General features: G+C 49.9%; 17 protein-coding genes. 3 read left to right on the top strand and 14 right to left on the bottom strand.

Going from position 1 to position 23,145, the window contains the following annotated elements:
* Nucleotides 1-23: 23 nt before the first annotated feature.
* From GmarT_RS10195 to GmarT_RS10175, 5 genes are all read right to left on the bottom strand, one after another.
* Nucleotides 24-338, bottom strand: a complete 315-nt coding sequence (locus tag GmarT_RS10195) for a hypothetical protein (protein WP_002649064.1) — start codon at nt 336-338, stop codon at nt 24-26.
* A 187-nt stretch (nt 339-525) separates the two neighbouring features.
* Nucleotides 526-2,394 (bottom strand): LysM peptidoglycan-binding domain-containing protein, encoded by a 1,869-nt coding sequence (locus GmarT_RS10190; protein ID WP_002649065.1) that lies wholly within the window; start codon nt 2,392-2,394, stop codon nt 526-528.
* 89 nt (nt 2,395-2,483) lie between these two features.
* Nucleotides 2,484-3,404: a 16S rRNA (cytosine(1402)-N(4))-methyltransferase RsmH gene (gene rsmH, locus GmarT_RS10185; protein WP_149302618.1), complete on the bottom strand. Its 921-nt coding sequence runs from the start codon at nt 3,402-3,404 to the stop codon at nt 2,484-2,486.
* Nucleotides 3,405-4,012: 608 nt separating this feature from the next.
* Nucleotides 4,013-4,468, bottom strand: coding sequence for a division/cell wall cluster transcriptional repressor MraZ (locus GmarT_RS10180; RefSeq protein ID WP_002649067.1), 456 nt, complete (start codon nt 4,466-4,468; stop codon nt 4,013-4,015).
* A 202-nt stretch (nt 4,469-4,670) separates the two neighbouring features.
* Nucleotides 4,671-5,792 (bottom strand): glycosyltransferase, encoded by a 1,122-nt coding sequence (locus tag GmarT_RS10175; protein ID WP_002649068.1) that lies wholly within the window; start codon nt 5,790-5,792, stop codon nt 4,671-4,673.
* Between the two features lie 349 nt (nt 5,793-6,141).
* Between GmarT_RS10175 and queA the strand changes: the two genes are divergently transcribed.
* Nucleotides 6,142-7,197, top strand: a complete 1,056-nt coding sequence (queA, locus tag GmarT_RS10170) for a tRNA preQ1(34) S-adenosylmethionine ribosyltransferase-isomerase QueA (RefSeq protein WP_002649069.1) — start codon at nt 6,142-6,144, stop codon at nt 7,195-7,197.
* 22 nt (nt 7,198-7,219) lie between these two features.
* On the opposite strand, the gene GmarT_RS10165 is transcribed toward queA, so the two are convergent.
* Nucleotides 7,220-10,282, bottom strand: a complete 3,063-nt coding sequence (locus tag GmarT_RS10165) for a PVC-type heme-binding CxxCH protein (protein ID WP_002649070.1) — start codon at nt 10,280-10,282, stop codon at nt 7,220-7,222.
* A 451-nt stretch (nt 10,283-10,733) separates the two neighbouring features.
* Here GmarT_RS10165 and GmarT_RS10160 point away from each other — a divergent pair, with 451 nt between their 5' ends.
* Nucleotides 10,734-11,240, top strand: coding sequence for a hypothetical protein (locus GmarT_RS10160; protein WP_002649072.1), 507 nt, complete (start codon nt 10,734-10,736; stop codon nt 11,238-11,240).
* On the opposite strand, the gene hemA is transcribed toward GmarT_RS10160, so the two are convergent.
* From hemA to GmarT_RS10120, 8 genes are all read right to left on the bottom strand, one after another.
* Nucleotides 11,220-12,500: a glutamyl-tRNA reductase gene (gene hemA, locus GmarT_RS10155; RefSeq protein ID WP_002649073.1), complete on the bottom strand. Its 1,281-nt coding sequence runs from the start codon at nt 12,498-12,500 to the stop codon at nt 11,220-11,222. The genes GmarT_RS10160 and hemA overlap by 21 nt on opposite strands.
* Nucleotides 12,497-13,405, bottom strand: coding sequence for a cytochrome C assembly family protein (locus GmarT_RS10150; protein ID WP_002649074.1), 909 nt, complete (start codon nt 13,403-13,405; stop codon nt 12,497-12,499). The genes hemA and GmarT_RS10150 overlap by 4 nt, the downstream gene beginning before the upstream one ends.
* 110 nt (nt 13,406-13,515) lie before the next feature.
* Nucleotides 13,516-14,556, bottom strand: coding sequence for a sigma-54 interaction domain-containing protein (locus GmarT_RS10145; RefSeq protein ID WP_002649075.1), 1,041 nt, complete (start codon nt 14,554-14,556; stop codon nt 13,516-13,518).
* 316 nt (nt 14,557-14,872) lie between these two features.
* On the bottom strand, nt 14,873-15,253 hold the full coding sequence (gene panD, locus GmarT_RS10140; RefSeq protein ID WP_044240124.1) for an aspartate 1-decarboxylase: 381 nt from the start codon (nt 15,251-15,253) through the stop codon (nt 14,873-14,875).
* Between the two features lie 133 nt (nt 15,254-15,386).
* A complete protein-coding gene (locus GmarT_RS10135) occupies nt 15,387-18,620 on the bottom strand; it encodes an efflux RND transporter permease subunit (RefSeq protein ID WP_002649077.1) in 3,234 nt (1,077 codons plus the stop codon).
* A complete protein-coding gene (locus GmarT_RS10130; protein WP_149302615.1) occupies nt 18,617-20,059 on the bottom strand; it encodes an efflux RND transporter periplasmic adaptor subunit in 1,443 nt (480 codons plus the stop codon). Before GmarT_RS10130 ends, GmarT_RS10135 begins: the two co-directional genes overlap by 4 nt.
* Nucleotides 20,060-20,215: 156 nt before the next feature.
* On the bottom strand, nt 20,216-20,884 hold the full coding sequence (locus GmarT_RS10125) for a TetR/AcrR family transcriptional regulator (protein WP_002649753.1): 669 nt from the start codon (nt 20,882-20,884) through the stop codon (nt 20,216-20,218).
* A gap of 287 nt (nt 20,885-21,171) precedes the next feature.
* Nucleotides 21,172-21,417 carry a hypothetical protein gene (locus GmarT_RS10120; RefSeq protein WP_230682341.1) on the bottom strand — a complete coding sequence of 82 codons (246 nt, stop codon included), beginning with the start codon at nt 21,415-21,417 and terminating at the stop codon, nt 21,172-21,174.
* Between the two features lie 418 nt (nt 21,418-21,835).
* Between GmarT_RS10120 and GmarT_RS10115 the strand changes: the two genes are divergently transcribed.
* A complete protein-coding gene (locus GmarT_RS10115; RefSeq protein WP_002649755.1) occupies nt 21,836-23,104 on the top strand; it encodes a CCA tRNA nucleotidyltransferase in 1,269 nt (422 codons plus the stop codon).
* The last annotated feature ends 41 nt before the right edge of the window (nt 23,105-23,145 follow it).

Here is a 23,145-nt window from a genome sequence, read left to right as displayed (position 1 = left end):
ACTACAATATCATGCAGACAGTATTATTTTTCTGCCTGTCCCTTATGAGGATTTAAATGCCATTGCAGCAACGGCATCTCGCGACGGTTGCTCAGAGCAGGCTGCTGATTGGATTCGACATCCAGTTCCCCGCGTTCGATCGAGTTCAACACCTGACGGGGTGAACCCGCGCGTTGTGTTGCCAGCTTCATCTTCGCATGAGCATTCACCAGAACATCCAGCTGATAATGCTGCCGACTGACCAGTCGTTTCAGCTTCAGACTCTCTTTTTCGAGTGCAATTCCAATCAGAGAGACGGCAACCGCCAGTAAGATTGCACTACTGAAACGGAATAACATCCAATCGACCTTCCTCACCAGCGAGAATGTTAGAGAGCATCACATTTAATCAGAGCGTCTGTCAATCTGATATTCTCGGTCCAAATAGACCTGGAGACGCGATAGTCAAACTGGACACAGTCTATCAGGAAGTTCGCCGCTGGCTAAGTTGATAATGAAACAGGAGGCACCATTGCGCCTGTATTCACTATCGGCTGGATGAGTTTCCAGGAACAAGACTGACCCGGCTGGCATCATAAGGCAGTTGCAATTCTGTTCCAATTTGAAGCTTGTTCGGGTTTTGCAGTCTCTGCCGGTTAATCTGATAAATCTGATACCAGCGGGAAGACCGTCCCAGATGCTTCTGTGAAATATCAGTCAATGTGTCGTTGCTACCCACGCGGTACATGGGGCGTCCATCGGTACTGATAAAAAACCCGGCTGTTTTACCTGGTTTGCGGACGGCAGTACTACCGGTAAACTCGCTGACTGTCGTCTGGGTTATCTTATGGCTGGCCTGGTATCGTGCTTCAATCGCAGCCTGATCAGGCGCAATCAATTTCAAACCGGGTTTCATTTTGCGAGGATCACTGACCCGACTCTTATTGATCTGCGCCAGCAGTTGAAAATAACGACCGGTTCCATACAGTTTTTTCGAAATCGTCCAGAAATTCTCACCATTTTGAACGACATATTCCCCGCCGACTGCTGTCGCAGACTGCTGACTGAATGATTCTTCCTGAATCGCTCCAAACTCCTGGGTAGAAACTTCTTTTACAGGGGCAGGTCCGTCAAACAGCCCGCGTGCCTGTGGCTGATTTTCTGCGGTCATTTCGTCTTCACGAAACGTATTCGAATCAATGGCGGCTGCAGGACGTTTCACAGTCGTCACACTTTCTGCCTGTTGTGCTGAAAACTCTTCGGCTCGAAAATCCCCAAAACGCTCTTCAGTCTGAGCGACTTCCGTCTCGCTAAATTCCGAAACAGCGGGGCGTTCAAACTCCTCGTTAGCCATGGCCGGTGTTTCCGACTCAAAAGAATTCTCGAGTCCCGCAGCGGGAGCCTGAGGTTGTTCCTGGGCAAAACCGGAATCACTAAATTCGTCGAAACCTTTGGAATTGGAAATTTCAGTGATATTTACTTTGGCCGTCTTCTCAGCCACGGGATCAAATTTCTGCATCGGAACAGAATTTTTATCTTCCGCCAGACCAAAATCGTCAAACTCACTGGCAGCAGGCTGCTGAGACTGCATTGATTGAGCCGGTTCTGGCTCTGCTCCGAATGGATTTTCATCGACCTGAACGGTGTCTGTTCCCGTTTCAGCAGCAGAACCAAATTCATTTGCTGCAGGCTGCTCCATTAAGCCTGATTGATCGCTGGCTGCTGGTTGAGAAAAACCAGACGCCGGTTCATTACCAAATTCGTTCGCTGGAGGTGTTGCCGCTGGCTGCTGCGCAAACTGGTCGGCCCCGCCAAAGGGGTCCTGTTGCGGTTTATCAAAAGCGGCAGGTTCTGCCTGGTTCTGCATGCCATTCTGAAATTCATTCGCAGATGGATTCGAAAAATCATTTGCGGGTTGCGGCGGTGGATCAAACTGTTCAAATCCGTTATCCGACTGATTGGCAGCGATCTCCACAGGCTGCGCTGGCTCATTCTGTGATTGAAAGGCATTCTGATCGAACTGACTGGTTTCCGTTGCGGCTGATTGCGCCGGGCCAAACGGGTTATCCTGAGCCGACTGCTCGGCGGGAGTTGAAAAGCCTGTATCTTCAGCCGGAGGATTAAAGTCACTGGAATGCTCGGCGACTTGACCCGTTGTTTTGGAGTCGTCGCTACCAGCTGCGAAAGGATCTACTTTCCCGGACGATTCCTCTACCTGCCCTCCCTCTTCCGGACCATTAATGGCGACAGACTCCTGAGGACGATTTATTTTCTGATAGACAACCAGACCAAAGGCACTGAGCAGGATACAGATCAGACACAGTCCTACCTTGGTTTCAATGGCGATTCCCGACTTGGGCTTTTCAATTCCCCAGTCTTCTTCGGTGGGTTGTTCTGCTTTTTTTTCTTCAGTCATGGCTCTAAACCATTTCCCGTTTAAACGAAATTAGTCTTATTCAGACAAACAGAAAACTGTCTGCCTCCCTGTATTTTCAGTACTCACATTTATGTTTTCACAGCGACACGCAGCTTGGCAGTGCGGCACCGTGGATTGACTCTCTGTTCTGCCTGCGTCGCCACTATCGGTTTGGCAGTCAGATTCTTCCAGATCGCCTGGTTTTTAAACGCCTGCTTGACCATCCGGTCTTCCAGCGAATGGAAGCTGATAATCACAGCTCTCCCCCCAGGTTGCAGTACCTGTGGTAACACAGTCTCCAGCATGGTTTCCAGTTGTTCCAGTTCCTGATTTGCAGCGATCCGCAACGCCTGAAATACGCGCGTTGCCGGATTTTTTCTGGCAGCCGCCAGTGCTTTGCCAGGAATCGCCTGCTGCACCGCTTTGATTAAATCGGCCGCAGTTCTGACGGGAGCGGTTTTCCGCTGTTTCACAATTTGATTCGCAATTCGCTGACTGAACCGCTCTTCGCCATAGACTTCCAGGATCTCACATAACTCTGATTCCGGGAGACTTTCCAGTAACTGCCAGGCAGGAACTCCCTGTCTCGTATCAAAACGCAAATCCAGTTCACCTGCCGATTCGAATCCAAAGCCTCGTTCATCGTCGCTCAATTGATCGGAAGATAAGCCCAGGTCCAGTAACACACGATCAACAGATGAAATCTGTAACTCTTCCATCACGGCCGGCAGTTCTGCGTAACTACTCTGCCGCAGGTAGCATCGACCTGCAGGTAGTGACTCTGGTTTTAATTTTTGCGTGGCAAAACCCAGCATCATGGCATCGCGATCCAGACCAATTAAGGTCCCCTCATTATTAATTTTTTTCAGTATATGCTCACTATGACCACCTGCCCCGACTGTGCCATCAACGACAATCAGCCCAGGAGACAGATCCAGTTGTGTTATCACTTCACGTAACAGGACCGGTAAATGGACAGGCCTTTTCTGATCACCGGGCTTACCTGACATTCAACTGAAAACGATTCTATATAAATGAATTAAACAATAGACTGGTTGACTGACTCCAACGGAATGATTCCATCAGAAACCAGTAGAAATACGAATTGATTGTTTCGGGAGGGGCAGAGACTTGAGAAGTGAAACTCAGAGAGATTGCTGACCTGAGTTGCGGATTTTAGAACAAGCCCGATCCTCAAGCGCAGGAAGTTTAGAAAAATCCTCTATTTCTGGCAAGATCAGTTAAAGATTTTTGGGAATCGGAATTTAATAGCCCTAAGTGACTGACTTGAAACCGATTGAATGCACACGTCGTGCGGGAAATCGACAACAGAGGAGAAAACTCAACTCTGTTTCTGTACTGTCTTCTCCTGTTCAAGGAGGGAACCCTGAAGCCATCCGTCTCAAGCAGCATCCATTCTACCTGTACTCGGAGACGAACGACCGGTGGCCCAACCCAATATCATGAGCACACACAGGTGACATCCATTTCACCTTCAATCCGCAAAGCCCGGTAGCCAGCGGAAGAGTTCCAGTTTGTCCTCCTTGAACAATACATTGTTATGATTTGTGTTTAATACCTGGTCCTCTAACAGAAATGTTCCACATTCCTTCCACAACTACCAGGTCATTTGACCAAAGGCCTGAGCGGCCATTTCATCAAAATTCGGTCCATGATTATTTAGATAGGTATTCCATCGTTCCGCACTCCAGATTTCCGCATGGTCCTGCACTCCCAGCAAAACCACTTCCTGTTTCGGTTCCAGACTGGCCAGTTCTGCTAATCGCTCCGGGATACAAACTCTTCCCTGCGAGTCGACTTCCACTTTCTCTGCTCTGGCATAATACAGCCGCAGATATTGGGCAGCTTCCGGACCATTTCTGGAAAAATCCGCTAATCGTTGTGCCTGCTGTTCAAATCCCTTCTCCGAGTAGACCAACAATACGGACGCAGTACCTGGGGCAATATAAACCTGGGGAGACTTTTCCTCTACGAGCTCTTCCTTGAGACGTTTTGGAATTGCCAAACGACGTTTACCATCCAGAATCTTATTGAAAGTTCCCGTTAACGCCATTGAGCCCCACTCACCACCACCAGACACCACAGAGTGATGAATTTACCACCCAAAATGGAATCGTCAAGCATGATTGAAAGCTCGGTCAGATCCCGGCGAACACGAATCGACCTAGATACTTATCACTACAGGAATTGTGACTTTGATGATTTTTAAATTTTGTTATGAGAAGTCGATTCAGCGGCCCTCATTTCGCCCCGAATCAGTCTTCCAGAGACAGCCTTTGGGCATAAATCTGATCATATCTGTCAGCAATTGAGTCCCATGTAAACTCATTCTTCACAAGATCTTGCGCAGTTTCAGCCATCTCGATAAACCTGGCAGGCTGGGTACTCAGTTTACGCAGCGCCTGCTGAATCTCAGCAGGTCTGCCTGTCGCCACCAAGGTCCCCTGCTCCCCATCCTGGATCAGTTCGGAAACTCCATCGACCCGGGTTGAAATGACGGGCAATCCGGACGCCATTGCTTCCAGGACCACGTTAGGCATTCCCTCCCATAAAGAGGGTAGTACCAGACAGGTTGCAGCCCGCATCAATTGGGGTACCTGGGCCTGCCAGCCGGAAAAATGAATCCGATCTGCACAGGTCAGCGTACCGGCTTTCTGCTGCAGTTCCGCTTTCAATGGTCCCTCCCCGACAAACAGCAGATGAAAATCATCCGCCTCTTGAGCGAAGGGTTCAAACGCGGTCAGCAGATCGTGGGGAGCCTTCTGGGGATCCAGTCTGCCTGCAAACAGCACCACTTTCGCACCAGCAGGGATTCCCCAGGGACTTAGATCCAGTGGTTCAGCCTCATCAAACAATTCAAAATCAACGCCATTTGGAATCACCGTTACCTTGGACGCTTGCAACTTCCCCTGTTGAATCGAGAAATCAGCCACCGACTGGCTGACACAGATATTCAGCTCTACCAGGCGGTTTGTAAATCGATCCAGCAACAGGTGACTATTTTTCCGTTTCTCTGAAACTCGAATTCCGGAAACAATATGCGGGATTCCGGCCAGCTTCCCGGCCAGTCTGCCAGCCAGATTCGCATGAAACAAAAATGTCTGCAGTAAAAGCGGTTTTTGGGATTTCAGCTTTCGTGCCAGTTTCCAGATGATCCGCGCATCCCAGGTCGATTGGACCTCCAGGATTTCTGTCGGTATCCCAGCTGCATCCAGACGTTCCACCAGTGGACCGGCCCCCGTCAGAGAGTAGACCACCGGGGCCCAGCGTTCTCGATTCAATCGAGTGACAATCTGCACGAGCGCACGTTCTGCGCCACCGGGCTGCAGGCCGGTAATGCAAAACGCGATTGGAACTGGTCTGGTCTGATCAGCCAAGCATCATCTTTCTGAGGACATAACCGATTTTATCAGAATGCGGGATGCATCCCGTTTCATAACCGTCTCTTTATCAGTATGATAGCCTCTCTTCCGTTCAGGGAGAGAAAACATTTCTCTTGTTCACTTATTGCCTATTGTTCTCAGGTTACAATGCTCGACAAGCTTAGATTCGGATTTAATATTCATTGAGTCCGGAGAAAATGAAAACCTTCGTTAAAATCCCTCATTTTCAACAATCGACCCGACGAAACGATCGACGAAGCCTGTTCATGCAGACGGGAGCATATTCATACGATCCCCCTGGAATAGCGAAACACAACCTGAAAACCAGCTGGAACTTTGCTGAATGACCGATTTAAACGACTTTGACTATCAACTGCCTCCTGAATTGATCGCGACCGAGCCCACGCAGCAGCGGGATCAGTCACGCCTGCTGATCCTCGACCGCAAGTCCCAGTCCATTACGCATGGCTCCATTTCTGACCTGCCCCGCTATTTAAATCCGGACGACTGCCTGGTTCTGAATAATACCCGTGTCCTGTCAGCACGATTATTTGGCACGCGTCAGTCGACGGGAGGCAAATGGGAAGGCCTTTACCTGGGTTCCAATTCCCTGGGTGAGTGGAAATTAATGAGTAAGACCCGGGGAAAACTGAATCCGGGAGACATCATCGAATTGCGTCCCGCACATCAACGGTCACTCGAGAAACAGGTCACACTGAAACTATTATCAAAGGACACCGAAGGCTACTGGACTGCTCTGGTAAAGTCCGATGAAGATCACCACAGTCTGCTCGCGCATTTTGGGACGATGCCACTACCTCCCTACATGAAACGTAACCTCGCAACCGAAGAAGACTGGGAACGATATCAGACCGTGTATGCAGCACAACCGGGCGCAGTCGCCGCTCCGACGGCGGGTTTACATTTCACGCCGGAGTTGCTGGAACGTTGTACCGCGCAGGGAACCAGAATCGCAAACGTGACGCTGCATGTCGGCATTGGAACTTTCAAACCTATCTCTGTCGAGACTCTCGAAGCACACAAAATGCATTCCGAATGGTGTGAGCTGTCTGCCGAATCTGCAGAACTGCTCAATCAGTCTCGTCAACAGGGAGGCCGGATCGTCTGCGTCGGCACCACCAGCGTTCGTACTCTGGAATCGGTCGCACAACAGGGGCCGCTGCAGGCATGGCAGGGAGAGACGGACATTTTCATTTACCCCCCCTACCAGTTTCAGGCTGTCGATTGCCTGCTGACCAACTTTCATCTGCCGAAATCAACGCTGCTGGTACTGGTGAGCGCTTTTGCCGGTGCTGAATTCATTTGCGAAGCCTACAAAAAAGCTGTAGAAGCAGAATACCGCTTCTACAGCTATGGTGACGCCATGCTGATTTTATAAATTCAGTTTTGCTGAGGCAGTTTTACTGAGGTTTGGCGATCTCTTTGGGAACCTGCCCACTCAGGTAACGCCAGTTTTTGATAAAGGAAATCAAGTCGGCCATCTGTTGTGGATTAATGGATTTCTCCAGGCCAACCGGCATCAGTGACACGCCATTCGATTTCATCTCGTCGATCTCATCTTTCAGAACTGTTATCGTCTTTCCTTCCGGTTGTGTCAGGGTAATGGAAGCCCCACTGTCAGAGGAAATGATCCCGGTATGAACCACACCATCAATCGTGATGATCGTGTAGCTGAAGAAATTCGCATCGATGGCCCGATTCGGGTCCAGAATATTGGTCAGCAGGTATTCCGGGGTCTTGGTTCGTGAGTCCCCGATATCAGGAGCCACATTGATCCCCATTTCACCAATCTTGTGACAGGTCACACAGTTCTTGGCAAACACCAGCTTGCCCTGCAGGGGATCGGCTTTCAATTTCAAAGCCTTCTGGTACTCGGCCAGAACTTTCTGACGATCCGCAGGAATTGCAGCAGCGAACAGAGCAGCAGCCCGCTTTTTGATTTCGGGATTACGGTGTCGCTGCAGTCTACTGGAACGGGATGGTCCCAGTTCGGATATTTTGATCTGATCTTTTTCAATCGCATCCAGTAACAGACCTGTTCGATCCTGATTCGCCAGCATCGCATCCAGAATCGCACGTCGCATACCGGGAGTCTGAGTGGCAAATCCATCCATCAGCATTTCACCAATCCGGGGATCCGAATAAGGACTGATCGCTGCAATTGCTGCGATTTTCACAGCTTGGGAATTGCCTTCCTGGATCAGGGAGAGCAGTGTTTCCCCACCCGTCTCAAAACCGACAAACTGTAAAATACTGATCGCATTCAAGCGCTGTCCTGTGGGAGTTTTGGGATTCGCGGCGGTATCGACAATTTTCTGATAGAATGTCTTCAGATTCTGCTGATCGACGTCAGAAAGTTTGTCCTGATATGCCGTGATCGACTTCCCTCGACGTCTGAGGCTGTTACCCAATCCTTCAAAACCGGCAATCTGCAGTGGCATGAGTGCATCGGAATTCAGCCCGGCGATCAATGACAGGGTTTCCTGAATTTCCTCTGGTTTCAACCGGGGTCCGATGACGGCTGTCATTTCGGAGACGGCGTCAGTGATACCAGGCTGAGCTGTTTTTTTCGCATCACTGGACTGCAGCTGCTTTAAGAATGATTTGAAAATTTCCACAGTCTGTTCGGGAGCAGAGGAGAGTACCGCTGCGCGGGTAAAGGGATCGCTGGCTCCGTTTAGCATCAGACTGGCCAGCTGGTCCACTGCAGACGGACCGTCTTTCGCTTCTCCCAGACTGATCGCCAGCTGAAATCGAAGAGGCGCGTCAGCAGACTTCACAAGTGACAGCACTGCGGTTTTGAGCTTCTCATTCTGCGATAACCGCGGTTCGCTCAATTTGACTGCCTGGGCCACGACTCTCTGAGACTTATCTTTCAACGCGGTTTCAATCAAGGCATCACTCAGTTTCCCGAGCCCTTCCAGTGCCCACAGGGCATGGATCCGTGACTGTTCCGTTTTACCGCTGGAAACCAGTTGCTCCAGCTGGGGTTGAATCGATGCGTCCTGACGTTCGAAAATCAGACGGGAAGCCGTTTCCCGCTGCCAGGCATTTTCTGAAGACAAGGCAGCCACCAGTTGCTGTGGTGTGGCATCCTTCAGAGAAGTATAGACACTTTTATCAATTTTTGTTCCCTTGGGAACAATGCGATAGATCCGGCCACGATCAATCCCATCATTCAGATCGGAACGTTCTTTCAATTCGACGGGCATGAACTGCGGATGTTCAATCACGGCACGATACATGTCACACAGATACAATGCACCATCCGGTCCATTGGCCAGGTTGACGGGCCGGAACCATTCATCGCGACTGGCGATGAATTCCACCTGATCACGCCCATATTTTGAATCGTAAGTGGCTCCCATGGGCGTCAATACATCCCGGTGAACCAGATTCGCCGTCGGCTCACAGGTGAAGCTGTTGCCATAAAACGAGTGAGGAAACATTCCGCCTCGATAAATGGTTACACCACAGGCGGCGGTAAACTGACCGGCATGTAAAGTGGAAGTCGTCCAGGTACGGCTGATGGCGTACACTCGAGAATCTTCACCATCGGGTGAAACATCATGATATACCGACTTCACAGCCAGATATGGATTCCGTTTCAAATAGCGATTTTCCAGCACGATATGTTTATTGGGATTACGGTTGGAACAGACAAATCGGTTCCCGTAATCATCAAAGGTCAAACCAAACTGACCGATCCCGGAGATCGATTCATATTTGCCAGTCAGTGGCTGAAAGCGAAAGTCCAGGCCGTTAATGGGAACCTGCTCCGCTTTCTTTTTCCACTCGGGATGAGTGGCAATCACGGAACCACCCCGCAGACCATTGGCGATGTAAACATGATTGTCCAGTCCCAGTGTCGGATGATTCGCCCGCAGTTGAGAGTTCTCTTCCTTAAAACCAGTGAACCAGGTTTCGACGAGATCTGCTTTGTCATCTCCGTCGGTATCTTTCATGTACTGCACTTTACCTGCCAGCGTGACAATCAGCCCCCCCTTCCAGGGTTGAATTCCCGTGGCAAACAGCAGCTTGTCGGCAAAGACAGTCGCGGTCTCATAATAACCATCCTGGTCTTTATCCCGTAATAATTTGATTCGACTTTTAGGATCTTCACCCGGTTGGGGACCATGCGGATAGTCGGTCATTTCCACCGCCCAGAGCACACCGGTTTCATCAAAGGCAACCGCCACCGGATTGATGATATTTGGTTCTGAAGCGACCACCTGCATTTCAAAATCAGGATGCACCACCGTCTGCTGCAAACTTTCTTCCGGTGTTAACGGAGATTTGGGTACTTCTTTTTTCTCAGGATCAGCAGCAAAAGAGAACTTCAGACAGACAGCGGCCACCAGCAGAAGTGAGCCCCAGCGGAATACCAGTCGGGGTAATCCCGGGGTCGAATGTTTTCCCTCACCGGCGGATTGTTTCAAGGCTTGAAAAGTAGCTGATTTCATGTTGGATCACCGTAACAATACAGATGGAATTCTGGTGTCTTATCAGACCTGGAATGGCACGTTGGTCGACATAGTCCGCACGCTCATTGACGTGCTCGCCTGACATCGACCACCTGTCAAAACAGGATTGATGGACCAATGATTTAAATTACAAAAAATGAATTTACTTCGAATCTATCGTAACCGACAGGGTTACGACTCTCTATCTAACTTGAGCCTGCTTTTTGATAATTTATAAACAATATTAACGTTTAACGAAACCCATTGCACCCCTGCGACGAGACTCTCCCCTTTTTTTGTTATCACTGCCAGTTATTTTGAGGATTCATTCCCACCGGAACTCAATTGGCTTTTCACTCCCCTCTGGAATCGTTTACCCTGATAGCACGCTTTTGAAGAAGCAGAAAGCGTACATCACTGGAAATACTCTCCCTGGAATCAATCGTGAATTATGCAGTCAACAAGTCTGGTTTTAATCCGTTTCTGTCTGTCGGCCTGGGTTGGTGCAGCCGTGATCTTTGTGATCAACGGCGTTCAGGATGTCACGTTTCAGCCATTTGACTCCCTCACCAGAGATCAGCTGATTACATTACATTTCCCTGTTTACTATACGATCGCCTGGGTGCTCTTAACGGGTTCATTTATCAGTTCTCTGATACTCAGAACAAAAAAAATATGGTCCCGGAACAAAGCGAACCTGATCACCGCTCTAATCATGCTGAGCCTGGCCATCAGCGTGGTGGATTACTTCTGGATTTACACGCCACTGGAATCCATGATTACACCGGCCGGCAGCCCGCGGCCTGCTCAGTTCCATCACTACCATCAGGCTTCGAAGTACATTAACAGCGTGAACATTCTACTGGCATTGATCGCAGCAATTCTCGTCAACGGCCCCCTGCTGTCCCGGATGCCAACAAGCAGCGACGCAGACGGCTCAGTCACGAATGTGAAATAGCTGCTTGAGCGCGTCGAGCAGTCCATGTGGTGTGCCTTCCCGGGCTTCCTGTCTTAATACTTCCAGTGGTGGATGCAGTAGTTTATTGACGATCTGTTCGATCGAGCGTTTAATCAGGTCCTGGTCTTTTTCATCCAGATGCGATAGCTTGCTGAACAGTTTTTCGACTTCCTGCTCACGTACATCGTGCCATTGTTCGCGAAGCTGTTTGATGATGGGCCCCGTCGCCCGATGATAGACGCCGTGCATGAAACGTTCTGTTTCTTCATCAATGATTGTGAGTGCGTTCTCGACTTCTTTCTGACGCGCGCGACGATTCTTCTCGCAAGTCGCTTCCAGATCGTCGATATCATACAGGAAGATATTATCGTTGATCTGACCGACTCCCGGTTCAAAATCGCGGGGTGCACCGAGATCAAGAATGAAAAACGTTTTGTTGCCGGATTTCTTCAAGACCCGTTCAAAACAGGCAATGTCGACAATCGGTCGCGAAGCGCCCGTTGTACTCACAATGACGTCGGCAGACGCCAGACAGTCTTCCAGTTCCTCATAAGGCCGGGCTTCCCCGCCCCACCTGCCTGCCAGTTTCTGTGCATTTTCCAGGCTGCGATTCACGACGATGATGTGTTTGACGCCCTCATCTTTCAGATACGTCAACGTCTCTTCCGCCATTTCACCGGCACCGATAATCAACACGGTCTTATCATCAAACCGCTCAAAAATCCCTTTGCCGAATGTCCCCACAGCCACACTGGCAATCGAGACCCGACCTTCCGCCAGTTGGGTTTCGGTCCGCACCCGGGCAGAAACCCGGATCGCCTGCTGAAACAGGGCATGCGTGAGTGGCCCACATAATGCATTGTCTGTCGCACACTGGTAGGCTTCTTTGACCTGATTCACAATCTGGGGTTCGCCGAGCACCATGCTGTCGAGACTGGAAGCCACCTGAAACAGATGCCGCACCGCATCCGGGCCCGTGCGTTCCAGGAAGTCCTCGAAGAAATCGCTGACAGGGACCTGATGGAATTCAGAAAAGAATCGGGCCAGATCCTGATGAGAAGGACCAATCTCTGAGTCCTGCGTCGCGGTATACAGTTCTACCCGGTTACAGGTCGAAATCACTACGATTTCGGTAGCAGGATACGATTGCCTCAAGACAGAGTACGCCTGATCCAGCTGTTCTTTGGAGGAGAACGCCAGTTTTTCGCGAATGTCCAGACCCGCTGTCTGATGGTTACAATACACGACCTGTAGATTCACGACACAACCCTTTCTGCAGTCGGGTCATGAATTTCAATGACGGGAGCGGAGTATTGTGAATGCCACGATTCAAATTTCAAGATGCGTACATTAGACAGGATCTGAATGCCAATCACCGTCAGCAGTATCAGGCCTCCGGTCCAGATTGTCAGCTGGGCAATATGTTTCTGATTGGGCTGTCTGGTCCGCAGTATCAGAATGACGCTCAACATCATTCCCACCCAGACCAGTTCATACACAATGATCACGGGATCGAAAAATGAAATGGAGTGAGCGCCCTTACGAACATAGACTCCCAACCCGATCCCGATCCCCATCCCGACGGTCATCAATGGCGCTGAGACCATTACCGCCCAGCGATTGAGGCGCGACAGTTTTGCCAGGCTGGGTAGATTGAATCCGGTCGAAAAATTCTGTTTCTGCTTTAAGCGCCTGTGCTGAATCAGATACATCAGGCTCAGGACAAAACTCAGAACAATGCCAACCCCCCCCAGCACCAGCAAAGAGGCATGCAGCATCGCCCAGGAACGAATGGAAGGTTCCATCAATGTATTGGTGGCGTCATCAACAAAATAGGAAGAAATCACCAGTGTCAGCACAAGCGGAAACAGAAACAGTCCGATCGATAATTCTTCATCAATCAGATTGATAAACAGAAAGATCGCTACCAGTACCCAGGAAAAAACAATCAGCCAGTCATGCGACGAACTGAGCAGAGGCGGCAACTCGGTTACCCGGGCTCGATTCAGCAGATACGCTGTCTGAGCCACCAGACCGGCGAGTGAAAACAGAAAAATCAGGGGGCGCAGAAAACCGTTTTTTTTTCGCAGAAACCGGGTCACCTCTAATCCAAGGGCAACCAGATAACTGGCCATAAAACAGAATACGGTCACTTCCGACAACATGTCTGGTACTTTGTCTGGTAGAGAGGAAAGAAAGTGGTGGGCTGTTTACTTCGCTGATGGGACACCAGCGGACTCTCTATTATAGGGCTGTACAGCAGGTAGAGGGCAAGTCATCTTGCTTCGGATTCTAATTCGTACTCCGAGATTTTTTTATGCAGAGTGTTCCGGTTGATCCCCAGACGGGTCGCCGTCTTGGTCTGGACCCCCTGGCAGGACCTTAAAACCTGCAAAATCACTTCTTTTTCCACAAGTGATACAATCTGAGTATGCACGTCGGTTGAAGACTCACCCACACGCTGCAACTCCATATTCACCAGATCGCGACACATCGTCTCCGGATCCTGTGCTTTAGAGGGGAGTGAACGTGCAAGGGATTTGCCGGTGACATGGCCGGGTAACAGGTCCAGTGAGGGACCATCCAGCCCTGAAAGCACGATCAGACGTTCCACATAATTCTGCAGCTCGCGTACATTTCCAGGCCAGGAATAGTTCTTGAAGGTCGATAACACTTCTTCAGAGAATTCAGGCAGCGGGATTTTTTCTTCGGCGGAAAACTGTTTTGCAAAAAAGTGAACCAGTTCAGGAATGTCTTCCGCACGCTCACGCAGTGGAGGCAGGTTAATCGGAATCACGTTCAGGCGGTAATACAAGTCCTCCCTGAACCGTTCTGCTTCGATTTCATCCAGCAGATCACGGTTCGTAGCAGCGACAATGCGACAATCGACCTGAATCGATCGCGTATCCCCGACCCGTTCGAATTCGTGTTCCTGCAAAACCCGCAGCAGTTTCACCTGCAATGTAAAACTGACCGAATTAATTTCGTCCAGAAAAATCGTTCCACCATGGGCGGCTTCAAAACGGCCTGTACGATTTTCAACCGCACTGGTAAACGCCCCTTTGATGTGCCCAAACAATTCGCTTTCCAGTAGACTTTCACTGAGCGCGCCACAGTTCACGCGAATAAACGGACCGGTAGCACGAGGGCTTAATTCGTGAATCGCGCGGGCGATTAATTCTTTACCTGTCCCCGTTTCTCCCGTTAATAATACAGTAGACGAGGTGGCAGCTGCGCGGCGGGTCAATCGATAGATATTTCTCATGGCCGGACTTAAGCCGACCATGTCTTCTAAAATGGGGCGATCGTCTTCCATTCTATCTATTGGAAAATCCTATTCATTATTCACAGGGAAAAGTATCAAAGAAGGAAATCAGTAAGGTACTGTAACGTAAAGCTTTCGGATGAATGTCTTTCCGAAAACGGTTGATACTCCCCGCTAACCAGCATGAAATAATTGCACCCACATGCTCAAAAAGATGGCGAACGCTTAGATATGATATGCTGCCTGATCAGAAGAGGAAAGAGGTAGACCTGTTTTTTTTATAATTCAACAGTATTCGATCAGATCAGATCCTGCAATGTACCGGAAATGCAAAACAATAAAGCACACTGCACAACAATCAAGCAACTCACTCAGGACTTGATACGGCAGAGGCTTCGGGAATTACTTGAGAGTTCTGTGAATCGACAAGCACGACTTTGGGTTGATGCCGGCGTGCTTCTTTCTCTTTATATTCGGCGTAACTGGCGATGATCACCAGATCCTGGGGCTTGACCAGATGTGCGGCTGCACCATTGATACAGATGACGCCTGAACCAGGTTCACCGATAATAGCGTAGGTCGTCAGTCGAGTCCCCGATGTAATATTGTAAATCTGCACCTGCTCGTATTCGACGATATCTGCAGCGTCCATCAGCTCCCGATCAATGGTTACACTTCCGTTGTACTCCAGATTTGCTTCGGTAACTGTTGCCCGGTGAATTTTTGATTTTAATAAGACGCGCTTCATCATACTTAACCTGAAAGAAGTTGGACTTCTTTTTAACTGAACACAGACTTCCAGACTTAAAAGATCGGCGTATACTAACCATTCGCCTTAACGATAAGCAAGAATATATTCATTTGCCCACCAGGGTCTGTTTTCAGGTCTGTATCTGCACCGGACCTGAAACCGCTCCCTCATTCACATTATAGTCAGCCCCCTCTTCGTTTCCATCCATTTTACGAATCCAGGGTTCATCCGCTCGAGCCCCCAGGGCTCGTGCATAGAGATAGTAATAGGTGGGAATCAGGAACAGCACCAGGACCGTCGCCAGCATCAAACCAAAAATCAGACTGGCAGCCATCGGAATAATAATCTGTGCCTGGAAGGAAGTCTCTTTGAGAATCGGAGCCAACCCGACAATTGTTGTCATGGAAGTCAGCAGAACGGGTCGGAAACGGCGACGACCGGCATCGATTAAAGCTTCGCGCAGAGGCAGACCGTCTGCGATCCGATGATTGATAAAGTCGATCAGAACAATAGAATCATTGACCACGACACCTGTCAAAGCGACCAGGCCGAACAGGGAAAAGAGTGTTAATTCCATCCCCAGAATCGCATGGCCAAATACAGCACCGATAATCCCCAGGGGAATGATGCCCAGAATGATCAATGGCTGGATGTAAGAGCGAAACTCCACGGTCAGCAACGCAAACATGGATGCCAGAGCGATCATCAGCCCCACAATCAGACTGTTGACCGATTCATCGGTCTGTTCCTGTTGCCCTTCCCAGCGAACCCTGACATTCGGGTACTGTGTGAGTAACTGATCCATAAAGCCTCCCTGTTTTTTCAGAGACTTGACGATTTCGCGTGCATTCCCCTCTTTTTCGTTCAAATCGGAGGAAACAGTAATGGATCTCTGCTGATCGATTCGATTGATTTCCGAATAGCCGCGTTTTACGGTCACATCGGCCAGTTCCGTCAGCGGTCGCTCCGCGCCATCACCGGTGCGAATCCGAATGTCATCAAAACTCGATAATGATTTTCGCTCCTCTTCCGGATAACGTACCATCAGCTTGACTTCGTGACGTCCCCGCTGCAGACGCATCACCTCTTCACCGTAATAGGTGGCGCGGACCGTCTCTGCGACATCAGCCAGGGGAATTCCCATCGCTCGCGCTTTGTCTTTGATCTTAATTTGAAATTCCCATTTGCCCGGGCTGGAATCGTCGTTGACATCTTTCACGCCCGGATAGGTTTCCAGTTCCCGCTTGCAGGCTTCCACTGCCGCTTCCAGTTCGGTCAAATGTTTTCCGTCTGCCAGCAGTTTGAATTCAATCGGCTTGCCTCCCGGCCCCATGGAAGGTGATTTGAATGTGAGCCGGTCGACACCCGGAATTTTCCCGACACGCGCTCTCCACATCTCGAGGATCTCTTCACTGCCCAGCGTGCGTTCTTCCGCTTCTACAATCTCGACACTGACTTTGCCGACATGACTCCCCTCGACCGATCCGCCCAGATTTGCTCCTGATTCATCACGGGTCCCGAAACCCACGTTCCGTCGTACGAGTTTGATCAGGGAATTCCCGTATTCCTGCTGATATTCGCGATCCAACGCTTCAAAATCTTCCTGAATTTTTCGCGTCGTTTCCCCGGTAATTGACTGCGGTGTTCCGTCCGGAAACTCGACCGTCGCTTCGATCATGCGGTAATCGGTCTTGGGGAAAATATTGAACGGTGCAAAACCGCCCATAATCAATCCTGCCGACAACAGCATCAACGCCCCGGCGACTGCAAGTGCCGACGAAGGATAGTTCAATGCCGCTTTCAGGACAGGCAGATAACAACGGTCAATAAACCATTCCAGTTTTCGACTGACGAATCCCGCTTCCTGCTTCTGTACTCCCCCATCTGCCGTTTGTTTCGCATGCGCCAGGTGGCAGGGAAGGATAAATATACTCTCCATTAAAGAGATTAACAGCATGGCAATGACAGCGATCGGCATCACTGCAATGAATTTTCCCATGATCCCGGAGACGAACAGCAGGGGCATAAAAGCAATCACAGTGGTCGATATGGAAGCACAGACAGACGGCAGCACTTCGGTGGCACCATCAATGGCAGCGGTGACAAATGATTTCCCCAACTGTCGATGTTCGTAAATATTCTCACCCACCACGATCGCATCATCGACCACAATCCCCAGCGCCATCAGGAACGCAAACATCGACAGCATATTCAAAGTCTGGCCCGTATAGTACAGAACCACACAAGCACCAAACATCGAAATGGGAATTCCCAACGCCACCCAGAATGCCAGCCGGAATTCCAGAAAAATTGCCAGCGTGATAAACACCAGAATCAGCCCCTGTAACCCGTTTCGGGTCAGCAGATCCATGCGGTCGCGTACATCGACTGACTGGTCTTTCCATAATTTCAGCGAATAGCCGGGAGGCAGTTTGGCAGTTTCGACGTAAGCCCGCACCTCTTCCACAATCGCCAGCAGGTCTTCCTGAGCGGTCCGTTCCACGGCGACCGACAACGCCGGCTTGCCATTGATTTCACTGATCATCGTCGTATCGGCAAATTCATCCTGAACGCGCCCCAGGTCCCCCACGGTCAGTACCACACCACCCGGTTCTGTGACGAGGGGAATTTTTTCAATTTCTCTACCGGTCAGGTGTTTATTTTTACCACGTACTAATACGACCTCCGAGACGGTATTCAGCTTACCACCGGGCAGTTCCAGATTTTCCCGGCGTACGGTGCGTGCCACATCCTGTAAAGTCAGCCCATATTTGCGCAAGGTGGTTTCAGGAATTTCGATATCAATCTGATAGTCACGTGCCCCGGCAATATTGGCCTGAGATACCGATTTAAGCATCATCAATTCATCACGAATTTTCTCTGCCAGGTTCCGCAGTTCCAGGGCACTGCTTTCGTCTCGCGCTTCCGGGCCAATCACGGCCACTTCAATTGCCACCTGCCGAAACGTGATCTGCTGAATCTCCGGATCTTCCGCCAGCTCCGGAAAACTGGGAATACGATCGATTTCAGAGCGAACCTCGTTCAGAATTTTCTGCACATCGGGGACATCTGCCCTTAATTCCAGAACAATCGAGCCTGAACCTTCATTGGCGATGGATGTCATCTTTTTAATGCCGTCAATGGCGCGAACGGCCTCTTCCATTTTCTGGCAGATGCCTTCTTCAACTTCATCAGGGCTGGCCCCCGGGTAAGGCACCGAGACCAGAATGATTTCCAGTTCAAATTCCGGAAAAACTTCACGACGCATCATCATCAGTGAAACCAGGCCAACCCCCAGCACTGTGACCATCAGCGTGTTCATCGCTGGGGAATTATTGATGGCCCATTTGATGATCGACCTCATTCTGTGTCTCCCTCACTCACCAGCATGCCTTCATCAGCAGTGCTGAGTGGCGAGACGACCACCCGGTCTCCCGGCTTCAGGCCTGAAGCCCCCTGCTCGACCAACAGCTGATCACCACTCATGTCCACAACACGAACTGTTTCAGAATGCAGTTTACCATCCCGAACCACCCAGACCAGATTTCCCGGGCGTATGGCCATCTCGGGAAGTTGCAACAGGGAAACATCCCCCTTGAGGGGAATATCAATTACGACAAACATTCCCCGTGTCAAAGGGGGAGCCCCTACAATCTGACTGGTCGGCTGCCCATTTACCAGAATGGCAGAGGGGCGTGGATCAGATACTATAATCCGACAGGGAACCGTTCTTGTTTTTTCATCCAGACCAATCCCATCGAAGCGGGACAGTTCCCCATCCCAGACAAACTTGCGTCCGCCAAGTTCATAAGAAACTTTCACAGGCAGTTGTGGCAGTTGATATCCCAGATCATGGCGATTGGATGGATTGGCAGCGGCACGAGTACCCCGGGCAGCCTGCGCCGCGTGCTGCCAGAGCAGGGAAAGTTCTTCCATCCGCAGATCGATGCTCACTTCCACGGCGGAAGTATCTTCGATCGTCACCAGCGGGTCACCGACTTTGACATAACCATCCTGCTCGACGGAGTCTTCCACGATGACTCCATTGATGGGTGAGTAAATGCGGGTCCGGCTGAGATCCAGCCTGGCGCGAGACAGTTGCACTCCCACCAGATCACGGGCATGCATCATCCGCTGTCGTTTCGATCGCAGCAGGTCGGCTTCATTGGTTAACTTCTGCAGTGCATTACGAGCAGCCAGTTCGCTGCGCTTGGCTTCTTCGTATTCCGTATCGGAAACCACATTTCTGGCTCTTAATTTTTCGACACGATTCAAGTGTGTTTTCTGCAGATTGACTTCTTCATGCGCCAGATCAATCATCGCTTTGGAATTATCAATCTCTACTTCCAGTTCATCGATGACATCCTGCGCCTGTGCATGTTCCTGCGTCAGTCGCTTGACTTCGAGCTCATAGTTTTCGGGATCAATCTGAATCAACAGATTCTCTGTTCCCGATGCCGCCCGTTCCTGATCGGTAGCTTTGCGAACCAGGTTCCCGACTTTACATCCATCACGCGTCAATAAAACCCTGCCTGCCACCTCTGCCGCCAGCTTGACTTCGCGGGAAGGGACCACGGTTCCATCAACGGTCACCGTAAACCCGGCATCCGTCGATACCACAGGCTGAGTCAAAACCAGAGGTGCTACCTGGTCCAGAAGTTTCTGACTCTGTTCCGGTTCTTTTTTCATCGCCATTAATACAACCAGGCTGCCACCACCTGCTACTAAAATAATAATCGGCAGCAGGAAATGCTTCAGTTTTTTATAAAAACTGCCTGATTTCTGATTCTTGAATTCTGACATGATTATTTTCTATCGTGAATTGCATCACAAATGAAATTGACGGTGAAACGCGTAAAGTCAATTACAGTCGCCCCGCGGTAATACTTAGATTTATAAAATTCCGTTTTAATTCAACACAGTTTTAGTACCTGTTTTCTGATTGTGCAGGGTTCCGGTTCAGATCTGGTTAAGTGAGGAAGAAGATTCCATTTCTGAAGAGAGGTATTCGTGTTTCAAATTTTTGATGGCTGACAGTGAAAACTGCAGAATATGTTCAATGATCTGTTCGGTATTGTAATGAGTTTTCTGCTCTTCCTCTCCCAGCATCAAGGTAACCAGACCGCCTGAAACACGGTAGAACTGACATTGAGCGGCAATACTGAAGACACACTGCATTCGCCGATGATCCGGTACATCCTCTCCCAGAATCTCCAGCAGGATTTTGTCGGCGATGTTCACAAACGGACGGAACAGTTCCTGTACCAGATGCTCACAGGCCCGTGTCGGCCTGAGTACTTCGCGCATTATCAGATGATTACTCCAGGAAAGCTCTCCCGTGCCCAACATCCGTCTCACCAGTGTTTTAACCCAATCCTCTAATTTTTGTTCGGGGGGAGTATTCTCAGTCCATTCCGGTAAAGGCGCCCGGGAAACTCCCATCTGTTTCGCCAGACAGATTACTTCCAGGTAGAGCTGCTCTTTATCGCCAAAATAATAATTGACACTCGCCAGATTGACATCCGCTTTCTGACAGATTTCACGAACCGTCGCCTTCTCAAAGCCTTTCTCTGAGAAAACCGGTCCCGCGACCTCCAGCAGTTTTTCACGGACATTGATTGTGGACATGGTGGTATTCCGACTCTTTGTAGCGCTAACCGACCGGTCTGACAATCGAATGATTACAGCCTGATCGTGATATTCATTAAACTCGCCGTTTAAAACAATTGTATTAAACAGGCGTTTAAATTCAAAGCAAATTTTTGAAAATCAATCTTTATCTATATAAAATTATACTACAAATTGACTTACAGCAATTACAAGCACACCGGTATTAATGAGTGTCTCTGAGTCGAATTCGCTACTCAAGCGCAAAGATTCGTCGAAATACCGAATATTCAGCAATTGATTCGAGATCAACTGGCGAAGCGTTCGGGACCTTCCTCGCGAATATCAAACCGCTGAAACCCTGATTCATCAAGGCGCTGCCTGAGAAGTTCTCTCCACAGTTTTTGAGGAAGTCCATTCAGAATACCGTACAGAACCATCCCGATTGTCAGACTGGCGACTTCAACGACGCGCATCGGCAGCGAAAACTGCTTCAAATCGGCGAATATTTCCTCGGCACTGCAATATTCACCAAACTTTTGATCGTGGTACATAAATTCCACGCCAGAGAAATCTTTGCTCCATTCATAGTCAAACGGACCAAATTCTCTTCTACGATGAAGAACCCAAAAGCGGGTTCCCTCAAAACGTATTCCGTGGGTACCTTCCAAAACAAATGTTCCTGAACAGAGACTGATACTCCTGAGTGCCATAAGTGTAAGAGACCTCGTATCAACCAGATGGAAACAAAATGGACTATAAATCATACGTCATTCTCCTCCTTTTGCGAAGTCCGTTTTAGAACCTCTGGTTGGCCTCCTCTGTCCATCCAAGCCGATAAACCTTCTTTTTTTTCCAGGAACCGTTGGGAACTGAAAAAAAACAACCACCATAAGTCGATAAGTATTCAGAACTTGCTATCATTACGACAACCCAGTTGTTCAACCCGGTTCGATTCAAAACACAGGATCCATGAAACATTCAGAACCTTATCTTGCAGCGGTCGAGATCGTCCGCAAACTACGTGACGCAGGCTTCCAGGCCTTGTGGGCAGGCGGATGCGTACGTGATCTGCTGCTGCAGAAAGAACCCAAAGATTACGATGTCGCCACGAATGCACTCCCTGAGGAAGTGCGCACACTGTTTGGCAAACGTCGAACTCTGGCAGTCGGTGCCAGCTTTGGAGTCATCATCGTTCGCGGACACCAGCCAGACTGCGATGTCGAGATTGCCACCTTTCGCAGCGAAGGCCCTTACCTGGATGGCAGGCGGCCTGAACATGTAAAGTTCACCACAGCAGAAGAAGATGCCCAGCGCCGGGATTTCACTATCAATGGCATGTTTTACGATCCGATCAACGACTCCCTCTTCGACTATGTGGGGGGCAAAGCAGATCTCAATCAGCACATCATTCGTGCGATCGGAAACCCGCTGGAACGAATGCAGGAAGATAAACTCCGCCTGCTCCGCGCGATACGGTTTGCGGCTACACTCCATTTTCAACTGGAGGAATCGACCCGCCAGGCAGTGCAGACGATGGCAGACCAGATCAATGTGGTCAGCCCCGAACGGATTGCAGACGAGCTGCGTAAGATGCTGATCCACCCGGCTCGCAGCCAGGCGATTGCCCTGGTACAGGAGACAGGGCTGCTCAAACAGGTTTTGCCTGAACTGGCACCGCTCTGGGAATCTGCAGGAAATCGAAGTCTCTGGCTTCAGACACTCGATCGCTTGAAACTGGTCAGCACGCACAGCTTTGAAACCGCGTTCGCAACCCTCCTGCTGGATTTACCTGCTTCAGGAGCCGATCAGCGACTGGATGAAATTTATGAAATCTGTAAGCGTCTGCGTTTTTCCAACCACTCTCTGAACCTGGTCCACTGGCTGGTTCAGCAGCGACACAGCCTGGAACATGCCCCCGCAATGAAGCTGTCGCGACTCAAACGACTGCTGGCACACGAGGATTGCCCGCAGCTGTTTGAATTGATCGCCGCCGATTTAAGTTCTCGGAAACAACCACTGGACGACCTTGAATTTTGCCGGCAGTATCGTGATCATACACCCAGAGAGGTCTTGAATCCCCCTCCTCTGATCTCAGGCAATGATCTGATTGACCTGGGGATCAAATCAGGTCCTCAATTCAAACATCTGCTGACGCAGGTCCAAGATGCCCAGCTGGAAGAACTGATTCACACACAGGATGAAGCATTTGCGCTGTTAAGCCAGATACTTCAGAAATAAGCATCGTATTCGAATTTTCCATAACAGTAGTTCGCTAAGGT

The organism is Gimesia maris, assembly GCF_008298035.1.
Lineage (GTDB): Bacteria > Planctomycetota > Planctomycetia > Planctomycetales > Planctomycetaceae > Gimesia > Gimesia maris.
This window is presented reverse-complemented; position numbering and strand designations above follow the sequence as displayed.